Annotated in this window: 9 protein-coding genes; 8 read left to right on the forward strand and 1 reads right to left on the reverse strand. The window is 70.4% G+C overall.

Annotated elements, in window-relative coordinates:
• Positions 1 to 417: 417 nt before the first annotated feature.
• The gene (locus ACV7NM_RS00970) at positions 418 to 1,926 is read right to left on the reverse strand and encodes a DUF4246 domain-containing protein (protein WP_463408390.1); all 1,509 of its coding nucleotides are present in this window, start codon (positions 1,924 to 1,926) and stop codon (positions 418 to 420) included.
• A gap of 607 nt (positions 1,927 to 2,533) precedes the next feature.
• On the opposite strand from ACV7NM_RS00970, the gene ACV7NM_RS00975 reads away from it, so the two are divergent.
• The 8 genes from ACV7NM_RS00975 to ACV7NM_RS01010 all read left to right on the forward strand — a co-directional run bounded on the left by ACV7NM_RS00975 (position 2,534) and on the right by ACV7NM_RS01010 (position 13,306).
• Positions 2,534 to 3,445, forward strand: coding sequence for an ADP-ribosylglycohydrolase family protein (locus ACV7NM_RS00975; protein WP_463408391.1), 912 nt, complete (start codon positions 2,534 to 2,536; stop codon positions 3,443 to 3,445).
• 368 nt (positions 3,446 to 3,813) lie between these two features.
• On the forward strand, positions 3,814 to 4,476 hold the full coding sequence (locus ACV7NM_RS00980; RefSeq protein WP_463408392.1) for a deoxynucleoside kinase: 663 nt from the start codon (positions 3,814 to 3,816) through the stop codon (positions 4,474 to 4,476).
• 2,103 nt (positions 4,477 to 6,579) lie between these two features.
• Positions 6,580 to 7,266 (forward strand): 2OG-Fe dioxygenase family protein, encoded by a 687-nt coding sequence (locus tag ACV7NM_RS00985; protein WP_463408393.1) that lies wholly within the window; start codon positions 6,580 to 6,582, stop codon positions 7,264 to 7,266.
• Positions 7,267 to 7,271: 5 nt separating this feature from the next.
• Entirely contained in the window at positions 7,272 to 8,105 is an 834-nt protein-coding gene (locus tag ACV7NM_RS00990) for a class I SAM-dependent methyltransferase (protein WP_463408394.1), read from the forward strand.
• Positions 8,102 to 9,514: a diaminopimelate decarboxylase family protein gene (locus ACV7NM_RS00995; protein ID WP_463408395.1), complete on the forward strand. Its 1,413-nt coding sequence runs from the start codon at positions 8,102 to 8,104 to the stop codon at positions 9,512 to 9,514. Before ACV7NM_RS00990 ends, ACV7NM_RS00995 begins: the two co-directional genes overlap by 4 nt.
• Complete coding sequence (locus ACV7NM_RS01000) at positions 9,511 to 10,839, forward strand: MFS transporter (RefSeq protein WP_463408396.1); 1,329 nt, start codon at positions 9,511 to 9,513, stop codon at positions 10,837 to 10,839. The genes ACV7NM_RS00995 and ACV7NM_RS01000 overlap by 4 nt, the downstream gene beginning before the upstream one ends.
• Complete coding sequence (locus tag ACV7NM_RS01005) at positions 10,836 to 12,134, forward strand: ATP-grasp domain-containing protein (protein ID WP_463408397.1); 1,299 nt, start codon at positions 10,836 to 10,838, stop codon at positions 12,132 to 12,134. The genes ACV7NM_RS01000 and ACV7NM_RS01005 overlap by 4 nt, the downstream gene beginning before the upstream one ends.
• Positions 12,134 to 13,306, forward strand: coding sequence for a GNAT family N-acetyltransferase (locus ACV7NM_RS01010; RefSeq protein ID WP_463408398.1), 1,173 nt, complete (start codon positions 12,134 to 12,136; stop codon positions 13,304 to 13,306). Before ACV7NM_RS01005 ends, ACV7NM_RS01010 begins: the two co-directional genes overlap by 1 nt.
• Positions 13,307 to 13,800: the final 494 nt, after the last annotated feature.

Here is a 13,800-nt window from a genome sequence, read left to right on the forward strand (position 1 = left end):
TGGTGGACACTGACCGTGGACCACAGCTGGTGCCGGCTCATCCTTTGCAGCAGCGCGGCCCGGAGCACCGCCAGGCGCTCACCGTGCACGTGCTCCTCGTTCCGATTCTCGACGTACACCACGTCCGGCGTCACCCGCTCGTCACACAGCCCGACCACCATGATCTGATCCCGCGCCGACAGTACCGTCTGTAGCCGGACACCTCTGGGGCCGGCTCCCACCCGCCGCATGATGCGCACGAGGGCGCTGGGGCCCGTCTGCCACCGAAGATCGAGTACGCGGCCACGGGGCATGCCCCTGCCCGCCTCCTCGTCCCCATCCCCCAGGTGACTGCGACAGACCCGCACCGACGCTTGGTTCCGACTCTCGGGGCGACGCCCGACCGGGGCCTCATAACGGGGCCCCGTACCTGCCGGTTCAGTGCTCGCAGAGGGAGAACTCCCGTTCGTAGAGCTGCTCGTTGTGTTCGTCGACGAAAAATTTCCTTTCCTGCATGAGTTCTTCGCGGTACGCCTTGGCCCGCTCGAGCGTCATGGTCGAGGTGTCGGACCAGGGTTGCTGAGGCGGCACATCGGAGGTCGAGACGATCTGCTCCGCCGGGTCGACCAGGAAGAACGCGAGAATCTTCCGGTGCCCGGGACGGGTGGGGTCCGCGAGGCGAAACGCGTCCACGCGGTGCTGCAGGACGTTGGGGAACGCCAGGCAGCGGCCCGCCGGGGTCGGGACCGAGCCCAACACCTGGTTCAGCGCGTCTTCGTCCCGCAGGCCGTAGACCTCGCGCAGCCCGGCGTCGTCGTTCTGCGCGTAGTGCGGATCGTCGAGTGCGGCCCGGAAGCCCAGCCGGCTTTCCGTAATGTTCTCGCTGTCCCAGTAGTAGATGCCGGTCGAGACGATCCGCTCGTTCAGCATGCCCTCGACGTGCCAGGAACCGCCGGCGTACTCGGGCTTGTCCGGGGTGAGGTGGACAGTGGCGAGTTTTACGATGACCTGGAGCCGGCGGCCGCGGAGGTCGATCCGGGTGGATGCGTCGGGCAGTGCGGGCGGGGTGAAGTCCGGGGCGTCCGGGACGATCGGGCGGCGGTCCTCGAACCAGGCCTCGTAGGCGTCCGCCCAGGCGGCGCGGGCGTCCATGTAGGCCGCTTTGTCACTGTAGGACGACTGGACCGGATACTCCGGTTCCGAGTCGTACCAGCCGTAGGGGTCGGCCTCGATCCGAAGGGGCCGGGGGTGCCGCAGATCTGTGAGCACGTTCTCGAACAGAGTGCGCAGGCGCGCGAACACGTCCGGCAGGACGGAGGCCAGGGCATGATGTGTCTCGGGGTGGACGTTGTTGACATACGAGCGGAAGGCGACGGCTCCGTCCTCACTGACGTCGGCATCGGTGGGCAGCCACTGGAACCTCTCCGAGAACTCGTACTTCGCGTAGTGCTTCGTCGGGTTCTGCCAGGCCCGCTCGGGGCCTCCGCTCACGTCTCTGACCAGGCAGAACAGTGAGGGGTGCACGAGGTCCAACACCTGGCCGGCGGATCCGGGATGCCAGTCCCGCTCCGCTTCGGGGACCTCTTCCAGGACCCGGACCGCCTCACGCAACCGGGATCTGAGCTGCTCGTCGACGAGGAAGTCCGACTGCCAGACCCCATCGACCTCAGACACCTCGATGCCGGTCCGCCCGTCCCGCAGCGCGGCGTAGTACCGCAACTCGGCGAGCACGTAGCGCACTTGCGCTTCGGTCAGACCCTGCGCCACCGCCTCCCGCGTCCACTTGGCGGCGATGTCGGCGTCGTTCATCTTGTCGAACCACGCGGGCTGGGCGCGCAGCTGCGCGCTGCACTGCATCATCTGCAGTTCCCGCAGCGTCCGGGGCGTCACGAACGCCTGGGAACGGGAACTTTGGAAGGGCAGCGGGAAGGCGGACAGACCGGTCACTTCGTGTGGTCCTCACGGTCGATTTGCGGTGCCGGGAAGAATAGCCCGGCCCACTGACACCACAGTCGCGACCCCTGGGCCGGGACGACCGTGGGGTGTCCGGCCCCCGGACGGTGCGGGTCAAGCCTTGTCGCCGATGAGGGCATCCGGTCAGGAAGCAGAATGAGCTGCCACCACACCACTGGTTGTTCTGGCGTGGCGAGAGCACGACGAGACGCCGGCGTCGGTGGTGGAGGCCGTCTGCCACGTGATGGGACGTCTCATCAACGTGTTGAGGCAGCGCGCGGCTCCGGCAGCGACTGATGCGGGACGGACCGGACCGACTGGAGACCTGTACGCACTGCTGGCCCCCGCCATGGCCGCCCGGAGGTCGTCACCGTCTACCGGAGCTCAGGCAGTGGTCCTGCGCCCTTCGGGTAGTAGCCCTCTTCAAGCGGGAAAACGCCCACCGAAGAACGCCTCGGGCTCGCCTTCCGGAATTGCTGCTGTCGGTTCCCCATGCCGCTCTTCGTAACTCACCCGCGAAGCTCAGGGACCCTGCCTGGGTCGCAAGCCTCCGCTGCGAAAACGGAGCGCGGAAGCGCCCTCGCGCTGCGAAACTGACCCGATGATCACCGTGCCTGCTGCTGTGCTGGATTCGTTGTACGGGCTCGCGTTCGGCGATGCCTTCGGTGACCGCTGGTTCGGCATCCTGCGCCGGGACGGTACGGCGGCTCTGGAGGCGCGAACGCTGCCCCCGGAGCCGCTGTGGCGGTGGAGTGACGACACCGCCCAAGCGCTCGTTCTCGTGCGGGAACTGGTCGAGGGCGGCGGCACCGTCGACCAGGACCGCCTCGCCGTGCGCTTCGCGTCGGCCTACGCCGACGACACGCACCGCGGGTACGGGGCCTCCATGCACGACGTGCTCCGCCGGATCGGCGCGGGCGAGCCTTGGCAGCCGGTAGTCGCCGGACAGTTCGAAGGCCAAGGTTCCTGGGGCAACGGCGCAGCCATGCGGGCCGCCCCGCTCGGCGCCTGGCACTGCGCCGACCTCGATGCGGTCGCCGAGCAGGCCGCCCGTCAGGGCGCGGTCACACATCATCACCCCGAAGCGGTCACCGCAGCGGTCGCGGTCGCCGTTGGCGCGGCGCTGGCCACCCGCAGCCGGGGCGACCACACCCCGGCCAGGTCGGACTTCCTCCGGGCAGTCGCCGAACGACTCCCCGACAGCGATGTCCGCTCGGGAGTGAGGATCGCGGCCCGGATGCCGGAGCGCACCTCGGTCCGGCACGCCGCGGAGGTCCTCGGATCCGGTTACCGGGTGTCAGGGCCCGACACCGTCCCGTACGCCCTGTGGTGCGCGGCGGGGCACCTCGACGACCTGCACGAGGGCTTGTGGTGCACGGTCGCCGGGCGCGGCGACATCGACACCACCTGTGCCATTGTGGGCGGGGTGATCGCCGCGCGCACGGGCGTCGCCACGCTCCCCCCTGCCTGGCACGCAGCCTGTGAACCGCTGCCTCTCATCGTGACGGAGTAAGAACCCGCGGAGACCGTCGACTTCGGCGTCCCGAAACACGGCGGCAGCGGTGGCAAGGCGTCCCGGGAAAGCCCGAGGGCAGGTGCGGCGGGCGCCTGAAGGACGCCCGGCCGACCTGGGGCGAGCCGTCATCTATGCTTCAAGGCGGCCGCTGGGCGGTGACCCGTCGCTGTACGCGACACCTGCGGAGCGGTCAGTACGGCCGGTCGGGGACGGCGACCTTCGTCGGACCTGGTCCGGGCGGGGACCGGATGACGCCGATCATCGAGATCCTGGGGAATCGAGTGACCGCCCGCATGCGGCTCAGTGGTCTGGGGCGCCCGGGCCACCCGCCCGTCAGGACGAAGACCCCCAGGGAGAAGTGAGGTATGCCGGTGATCTGCGTCGGAGGCATGATCGGGATCGGCAAGACGAGTGTCGCAGAGCTGCTGGCAAAGGAGCTGGGCAGCGAGGTCTTCTACGAAAGCGTGGACGACAACCCGATCCTTCCGCTCTTCTACACGGCGAGCCCCGAGGAGATCCAGGCCAAGCGCTACCCCTTTCTCCTCCAGCTCTACTTCCTGCGGACGCGGTTCGCCTCGATCAAGGAGGCGTACAAACGGGGCGACAACGTCCTGGACCGGTCCATATACGAGGACTGGTACTTCGCCAAGGTCAACCACGACCTCGGCCGGATCAGCTCCCTCGAAATGCGGGTCTACGAGGGACTGCTCGACGAGATGATGCGTGAGATCGACGGCCTGCCCTACCGCAAGGCACCCGACCTCATGGTCTACCTCAAGGCCGACTTCGAGACGGTGCTGCACCGCATCGGTCTGCGCGGCCGCGGCTTCGAGCAGGACGAAAGCCTCGTCGAGTACTACCGGACCCTGTGGTCGGGCTACGACGACTGGGTCCACGATCACTACTCGGCCAGCGAAGTCCTCGTCATCGACATGAACCACACGGACGTCGTGCACAACCCCGATGATGCCGCCCGCGTGGCGCAAGAGGTCAAGAACGCCCTGGCGGCGGCGCGACACGCAGGCTGAGGCCGCTCCACCCGGTCGGCGCCACCGCCGTACCCACGCTTTTCCCCGGTCGTCACACTGCTGCTGCGGCCCGGATCGCCCGCGAGCCCGCCCGGCTCACGGGCGTTGGAGCGCCCGAAGGTCGGGCTCGTCCGCGCGCGCCCGCTGCTCCCGTAGTGCGGGTGTCGTCTCTCGTGCCGGGCCGCCGCCGGTCAAGTACCGCGTAGATGGTCGAGAGCGGCCTCCCGCCAGCCGGGCATCCGGGGTCGTGGTGCTCCCGCAGGGGACCGGACGGCATCGGCCTTGGGACGTTCCGAGGCTCTGATCGGCCGTCGTGAAGCGGTGCTGCGTCGGCTTCAGCACCTCGTATGGGTAGCCGAAGTGCTCCGTTCCCGCCGTTCTTGTGAGCACCAGAAGGTCTTCGAGTTCAGCCAACCCTGCGATCGGCCCGGCCTCTGGCCGAGCGCGTCACTTTGCCCCTACGCCTCTGTGTGCCGACTGTCGCCGCGCCACCCGACCTGCGCCCGGTAAGCCGGCCTCGCCGATGGGACCGCGGTCAACCCGGCCCCGCTCCTGACGGCGGCGAGATCGGAGTCCGTCGCCGTCAGCAATCCCCACCTCCGCCGCTTGCGGGCGGCCTGCGATGGCCGGTACCACGCATCGCATTTGCGGGAGCCCTGCGGCGGGGCAGACGGCCCGCATCCGGCCCGGTTGACCTGAAGACCAGTATCCACCCCGTCTGCCACGCAGCCACTTCATAACGCCCTGGTGAGTACGACGCGCATGGTCAGGTCTGACATTGCTTTGTGAATGCCGGGGACCAGCCGCTCCAGGCACCGCCAGCGACCTGTGCGCGCACTCGGACTTCGACCCTGACGCCGTCACATGCGCGATCCTTGCTTCCCGCTTCGAGCGGGCCGACGGTCACGCCTGCCCCGACAGGGGTACGGCTGCTACCCAGCTTCTTCCAGTCAAAGCCCGGAGTGCGCCAATACGCCTCGTAGGAGACGTTCACCGCCCGGCTTCCCGTGTTCCGCAGTGTGACGTACGCCGTCACCTTCCGGTAGGGAAGATCGCCCAGCCAGCCCCTCTCGGCACTGATGCAGCCGTTCACCGCTACGCGGCCAGTGGAGGTGCCCCCACCACAGGCCACCGACGTAGCGTGAGCGTCCGTCGATAAGGGCAGCACAGCCAAAGCAGCCGCACCCAGCACCGTTCCCATATGCCGCAATCGCATGACACGTTCCCTTCACCGAACCGCCCCCAACGAAAAGGACGATGACGCATCTCGGGTACGAAATGCGGCTTGCGCGGAGTTCTTCACTCCAAAGGGAACGAAGTCGTCCTGACCACCCCTCCGCTGCCGATTCCGAACCGACAGACCGCCCTCCCAGGCTCGGCGCCCTTCCCCGAGGATGTGGCGCCTTGGTCTGGTCGTCACGAATGCTTCGTCGCCTCGGCGAGGACTGTCAGCCGTGGATGCAAGACTCGGCTGCATGACCCTGTGCGACTACTTCGCCGCCACTGACGACCAGGCGGCCACCACCATGGCTCAGATACCTGGTGGCCCAGGCATCGCCGAGAAAGCCCAGGGTCGGCGCTCGCGGTTCCGCCCGGTGCAACCCCCGACAGGCGAGTAAGCCTGTAGCGGCGGGGTGGGTGGGCCTTCGGCAACCCTGGGCAAAGCCGCCCTGTCGGCGGCGGCTGGACGCCGGAGCCCATGGACGGGGGTGAGCACCCCGCGCCCTCTCCGCAAGCGCCCCGCCGTACCCGCCCTCAGATGGGCACAGCGGGACCTCGTCACGTTGTCCGGACCGTCCCTTCGGCCGCCCCCGTCGCACTGCCGCCGATGAGACGACATCTCGAAAGTCATCGACCAGACGATGGCTTCGACCATTTTCAGCCATCCCAGGAAGGGTCGACCGGCGCTCGAGATCACCCTGCATCCCTGCGTTAAAGCCGGTTGACCAGGGCCGACACACCGGGAATTCATCCGATGTTCTGACGTGATCCCCACCTTGTTCCGGCGAAGTCCGCCTGCTTAGCATCACCAAGATCACTTCATGGGCCACGCAGTCGGCCGCCCCAGGAACAGGACTGGGCGCACACAACGGGGAGTTCGGTATGAGCCTCAACGAGCAGGGTTTCACCATCATCGACACACCTCCGCTCGACGACTACGTACTCGGGGAGTTCGAAAAGCTGCCACTGGATCCGTACACCGGGTCGACCCAGCGCTACCGACGCTTCTCGCAGTTCCGCCTCGTCCACGACGGCGCGTGGAATCTCGAACTGCTGCCGCACCGCCACTTCGCGCAGCCGCGCCAGTACAACGATCTCGTCGGCGGCCGGCTGCGCACCCTGGAGCCGCTCACCACCGACCCGACGCCGCTGATCGCGGCGGGCGCGGAAGCGCTCGGGCTCGACCGGGACACCGACTGGCAGCTCAACATCCACCAGTGCCGCGTGGTGTCCACCCCCGACGTCGAGGGCGTCGCAGCGCCGGAGGGCCCGCACCGCGACGGCCACCACTACGGGATCGTCGCCGTCACGCGCCGCCACAACATATCCGGCGGCGAGACGCAGCTCATGCCCCTCGGCGGCGGCGAGCCCTTCTTCCGGACCACGCTCCAGGACGGCCAGGCGATCGCCTTCGACGATCGCCTGATGTTCCACCACGTCACCGACATCGAACACCTCACCGACGAAGGCGGTCACCGCGACGTCTGGCTGGTGGCGGTCAACCCGTGGGACGAACGCCGCTACGGCGAGGAGTACGAAGCCGCCGTCCTCGCCAGCGCGAAGGCGTGAACGCCATGTCGAACCCGCTCCTCGCCGTACCCTCCGCGGTTCCCATCCCCAGCGGTACCGCCGCCGTCTACGACCGGATCGGCATCGGCTACTCCTCCGTCCGCCGCCCCGACCCCCGGTGGGCCGAGCTGATCCATCGCGCACTCGGCGACGCGCGTACGGTGCTCAACGTGGGCGCCGGATGCGGGGCTTACGAGCCGACCGGCGTCAGGCTTGTCTCCGTGGAGCCGTCGCAGGAGATGAGGGCCCAGCGGCCGGCGGGCGCAGCCCCATGCGTCGCCGCGGGCGCCGAGCACTTGCCTTTCGACGACCAGAGCTTCGACGCCGTCATGGCCGTGCTGACGGTCCACCACTGGTCGGACCTGGAAGCGGGCATCGCTGAACTTCAGCGGGTCGCCAGGCGTTTCGTCATCGTCACGTACGACATGGACGTCCAGGGCGACTTCTGGTTCACCCGCGACTACGTGCCGGAGATCGCGGACGCCGAGCGGTCCCGCGTCCCTTCGATGGAGCGCCTCACCTCCCTGCTCGGACCGTGCGAGGTCACCGAACTCCCGGTGTGGCACGACTTCACGGACGGTTTCATGACCGCGTTCTGGCGCCGGCCCACCGCGTACCTCGACCCCGCGACCCGCCGGGCCTGCTCGGCGTTCGCTCTGACGGACCAGGTGGCCGTCGCGCGCGGCATCGCCCGACTGGAAGAGGACCTGGCTTCGGGCGCGTGGCAGAGCCGCTATGCGGACCTGCTGGAGCATGAAGCCATCGACACCGGCTTCCGCCTGGTGACCGGCCTCTCCCCGCACGCCGCGGACGCCGGGGCGACAGGGGCGTCCGCGTGAGCGCCGACCACGAGCGCCTCGCGGACCTCGCTGAGCGCCACGCCACGCCGTTCCACGTCCTCGACTGCGGCCGCCTCGACGAGGCCGTGGACCGGCTGGCCGGCGTGCTCGGCAGCCTCAGCCGCGAAACCCGCGTCTACTATTCGGTGAAGACGAACTACCTGCCGTTCATCCTGCGCCGGCTGGCCGCCCGCGGCATGGGCGCGGACGTGGTCTCCGGCTACGAGATGGACGCCGCGCTGGCCGCCGGGTTCGACCCGGCGGACATCGTATTCAACGGGCCGGTCAAGACTGAGGAGGAGCTCGCCGCCGCGGTCCGCCACGGCGTACGCGTCCACATCGACGGCGAACAGGAGATCGCGGTCCTGGAGCAGCTGGCGGCCGCCGCCGGGCATCCCGTGGAGGTGGGCATCCGGATCTCTCCCGGGGTCCCGGTCTCGACCTCCTGCGACCCCTCGTACCGGGCCCAGGCCACGGCCGCCGCCCTGCGCAACCGCTTCGGCTGGCCCGCGGGCTCGGCCGAACTGGCTCGCGTCGTCGCCCTGGTCGCCGACTCCCCCCATCTGACACTCGCCGCGGTGCACGCTCACCTGAGCAGCCAGATCGTCCACGAGGAGCTGATGCTCCGGGCCATCGGGCGAGTCCTGGGCGAGGCGGCGCAACTGCACCGCCGCTTCGGGCTGCGCGAGGTGAACATCGGCGGCGGATTCGGCGTACCGGGCATACGCCGGCCGCGCACCGGTCCGCTGTCGGCGCTGTGGGCCCAGCAGGGCGGCATCCCCGTGCAGGACGAGGAGCCTTTCCTGGACGTCGCGCGTCTGCTGCCTGCGATTGACGGGCTCATGGAGCGCGCGGGCCTCGGCGGCGTGACCCTCGCCTGCGAGCCGGGTCGCTGGCTGGTCTCCGACGCCATGAGCCTGGTGACCCGGGTGGTGTCACGCAAGGAGCTGCCGGAGGCACGCTGGCTGATCCTGGACGGCGGCAGCAATGTCGCCCCCTGGGCGGGGACCGGAGAGGTCCACCAACTGGAGCCGATCGGGCGGACGTACTCGTCCCGCACCAGCACCTGGTCGGTGTCCGGGCCCCTGTGCTACGAGAACGACATCCACGCGTCCGCGGTCGATCTGCCGGACGACACCGGGCCCGGGGACCTGCTGTGCCTGCGCGACACAGGTGCCTACTCCCTGGGGCGCAGCAACAACTTCATCCGCACACGGGCGGCCGTCGTCGCCGTCGACGGCGAGGAGGAGACGCTGGTCTGGCGCGCAGAGACCGGCAAGGACGTCTTCCTGCTGGCCGACCCGTCGGCCGACCCGGCCACGGATGCCGGCGCCGAACCGGCCACGGAACCCGCACCGGCGGAGCCGGCGACCGCCGCACCGGTGGCCCTCGCAGCAGGGACCACATGATGGTCAAGGGTTTCGCGGAGCTTCTGCGGCTCCCGGACGCGAGCGCGGCGGCGGCCCCCGCCGCGCTCGCGCGCCTGGCCGGCACGATGGTGCCGCTGTCGCTGCTCCTGACGACGGTCCACGCGGGGCACTCCCTCGCCGTCGCAGGCAGCGCCGGCGCCGGGTACGCGCTGGGCGCCGCCGTCGGCGGCCCCGTCGTCGGACGACTCATGGACCGGGCCGGCCCGAGCCGGGTGCTGCGCGTGACCGCGCCCCTCGCGGCGCTGCTGCTGACAGCGGTGGCGCTGTGGGCCGAGGCGGCGCCGGTGCCGGTGCTCCTCGGCGGGGCCTGCGCCGCGGGGCTGACCACCGCACCGGTGGGCGCCTCGATGCGGGCCCTGTGGCCCCACCTCACCGAGGATCCGACGCTGCGGCGGCGCGCCTACTCCTTCGAAGCGACCCTGAGCGAGCTGCTGTTCGTTCTCGGGCCGGCCGCGGTCACGCTGTTCGGCGCCCTCGTGGGCGCCGGAAGTGCCCTGCTGGTGACCGCGGTACTGCTGGGCGCCGGGGGCCTGGGGTACGGGCAGGCGTCCGCCGTACGCCGCCGTGCCGGCGCGGAAAGTCGTACCGGAGGCGACGACACCCCGGGCGGCACGAACGCCGGGTCCGCGGGAGCCACCCGCCGGGGACCCGGACGGGCCGCGGCCACATCGGTGCTGGTCGCTATCGCGCTGACGGCCGCGCTCTCCAGCGCGCTCGCCATCGCCGTCACGGCCACCCTCCGGGACCAGGGCTCGCCAGCCGAGTACGCGGGCACCCTCGTCGCCGTGCAGTCCGTGGGCAGCGTGCTGGGCGGCCTGATGTACGGCGCCCGCGCGTGGGGCGGAACCACCTACCGGCGCTACATGAGGCTGCTGGTCGTCCTGACCCTCGCGCTGGCCCTGCTGCCCCTCGTCCGCCCCGCTCACGCGGCCGGGCTCGACGCGACCTGGACGGCCGTACTGCTGGGCGGCCTGCTGCTGCTGAGCGGACTGCCGATGGCACCGGCCGGCGCCGAGGAATTCCAACTCATCGGTGACATGACTGCCCAGGAGAAGGCGACACAGGCCTTCGCGGGTGTCGGCAGCTTCATAGCGGTCGGTGGTGCGACCGGTTCCGCCGTGGCGGGCCTCGTGGCCGAACACCTCGGGGCGACGGCCACATTGGCGCTGCCCGCCGCCTTCACTCTGGGCGCCCTGGTGGTGAGCCTGGCAGCCCGCGGACCTATCCTCGCGGCTGTGGCGGTACCCGACCCGCCGAGTCCCGCCACACCCCCCACCGCCGAACATGGAGAACAGCTCGTATGACCTCCTCCTCCCACCCCGCCGGACCCGGCGTACTCGCCGTCGTCGAGAGCCAGCTGTCCAACTTCGGTTTGACCCCCCTGCGCGCCGCCAGTGAACTCGGCTTCCACACCGTGCTGGTGAGCAACGATCCCGACCGCTACCGCGTCGTGAGCCTCGCCGAGGAGGTCTTCGCCCGGCACATCGACGAGATCGTGCGCACGGACACCAACTCCGTCGACGCGGTCGTCGCCGCGCTGGAGCCGTTCCGCGCGGACGGCCGGCTGCGCGGTGTGCTGACGGTCACCGACTACAACATCCCGATCGTTGCCGAGGCGGCCGCCCGCCTCGGTCTGCCCGGGCTGAACCCGAAGGCGGCCGCGACCTGCCGGGACAAGCTCCTGATGCGGGAGGCCTGCGCGGCGGCGGGGGTAGCCGTCCCCGGCTTCCACCAGGCGGTGGGCGAGGAGGACGCGCTGGCCGCCGCCGGTCGCTTCGGGTACCCGTGCGTCGTCAAGCCGATGACGGAGTCCGCGAGCATCGGCGTGACCTTGTGCCGCACCCCCGACGAAGTCCTGGCCGCCTACCGTGAGATCAGCTCCAAGCCGACCGACTTCCGCGGCCAGCTCCGGCGTCCCGGAGCCCTGGTCGAGGAATACCTGCTCGGCTTCGAAGTGAGTGTCGAGTCCGTGCTGGTTGAAGGAGAGCGCGTCTTCCTCGGCGTCACCGACAAGGCGCTCGGACCTCACCCGCACTTCGTGGAGATGGGCGACACCTTCCCCTCAATGCTCTCCGCGCCCGTGCGCGAGGAGTGCGTCGACCTCGCCCGCCGTGCGCTGGAGGCCGTCGGCCACGACTTCGGAGCCGCGCACGTGGAGGTGAAGATGACCGCGAACGGCCCCTTCGTCGTCGAGGTCAACGGCCGCATGCCCGGAGCCGAGATCACCCAGCTGATTCGCGAGGCGACCGGCATCTACCTCCAGCGCGAGGTGATCCGGCTGCACGCGGCGCAGCGGGCCGACCTGACCGCCACCCGCAGCCGGGCGGCCGCGTCCCGCTACCTGGCCGCGCGCGGCACCGGCATCCTCACCTCCATCGGCGGAGCGGACCTGGCCCGCCGCGTCCCCGGTGTCGTCGACGTCGACCTGGAGGCGCATCCCGGCGACACCGTACGGCCCGCCGAGAGCAACCTCGACCTGCTGGGCTACGTCGTCGCGGTGGGCGACACCACCGGCGACGCGGTACGCCGGGCCGAAGCGGCCCTCGGCCAGCTGACGCCCGTGATCGACGGCTCCGGCGCGCCGGCTGGCCGCGCGTGATGACCCCGTCGACGACCCGTTCCGCGGCGCCCGACGTGGCGGTCGGCCGAGCCCTGGACGAGGCAGCCACGGAGCGGTGGGACGCCCTCCTCGGGCCGCGGGGCTTCTACGCCGCGAGCCCCTGGCTCCGGCACGCCCAGGCGACGGCCGACCCCTCGCCGTACTACTTCACCGCGTCACGGGACGGGCGGGCCGTGGGCGTTCTGCCCGGCTACCCGCTGCACCCCGGCACGCCGTTCGTCTTCTGCAGCCCCGGCCGCGTCGTCGACACCATCCACCGCGAGGCCACCGGAGAGGGCGCCCCCTGGGCCGCCGAGCTGCTGCCCGCCCTGGCCTGCGGCGGGCGCAACCCCTCGCACACCAAGGCGGGCCTGACCGGCGACCTCGGGCCGGACGAGCAGCACCAGGTACTGTCCGCACTGGTGGAAACCGCAGAAGAGGAAGCCAGGCAGACGGGACTGGAAGCCGTCTCGTTCCTGTACGTCGACGAGGACGACGCGCCGCTGCGCGCGGTCCTCGACGGACGAGGCTACGCCGCGCTGCCCGGCCAGACCGCGTACTCCCTCGCAGTCCCGGAGCAAGGCGGCTTCGACGCGTACCTGGCCCGCTTCGACGCCCGCCGTCGGGGCAAGCTGAACCGCGAGCTGCGCGCGTTGGACGACGCCGGCGTCAGCTACCGTACGCAGCCGCTCACCGAGCAGCTGATCGGGGAACTCGCCCCGCTGGAACTCGCCCTGTACGCCAAGTACGGCACGCCGGCCGACGCCGACGCGTTCAAGGCCGTACTGCGCAGCGTCGCCGCCAACGCCGCCTCCGCGGCCCGGGTCACCACGGCCCACGTCGAAGGGCAGCTCGCGGGGTTCGCGCTCACCTTCACCCACTGCGGCGAGCTGTACGCGCGGCAGGCCGGGTTCGACTACGCCGTGCAGGGCAGGATCCCGCTCTACTTCGGCCTCGTCTACTACGAGCTGCTGCGGCTCGCGCTACGCGAGGGGATCTCGCACATCCACTACTCCACGGGCTCGGACCGGGCGAAGCTCTCGCGCGGCTGCACCCCCCGCCGGCAGATCGCCTACGTCAAGGCCCGGCGTCCCGGGCTGCACGAACGGCTGGCATGGCTCGCCGAGCGGTGCGCCGGGCAGGGGGGAGCAGCGCCGGCCCTGACGCCGTAGGGCGCGCCCGACCGGCCGGCAGACCGAGCGGTAGGGCAGGCCCGGCCACGTGCTGCTCCCCATGTCAGCCGTTGGCGATTGATCGGTGGTCGCTCTGAAAGGGCTCCTTGCTCGCAGCGTTCAGGCCCAGGCCTTCGTAACTGGCGAGTTCGACTCGCGCTGACGGCCGACCGCCCCAGCCCATCGGGGGCCGGGGCGCTGGGCCCACGGGCGTGGCCGTTGAAGTGCAGGACTTCATCCTCGCCCCGGTGTTGGTGGGACCGTGAGCCGATACGCCGTCGACGACCACACACGGTCACCGGCAGGGAGGCTTCCACGAGGAACTGGGGACAGTTGAACAGGCGAGCCCACCAGTACTCCGTAGCAGTACCGACGGCGGGCCACACCTCCAGGATCGCGCTCACGACAGGGCGTCAGCCACGAGAGCGTTGACGCGGCTCCCGTACTCGCGGCGAGCCTTGTGCCCGGGGGAATCGTGCTCGTTGACGAAAACG

Source organism: Streptomyces sp. Tek67B01 (assembly GCF_055231995.1).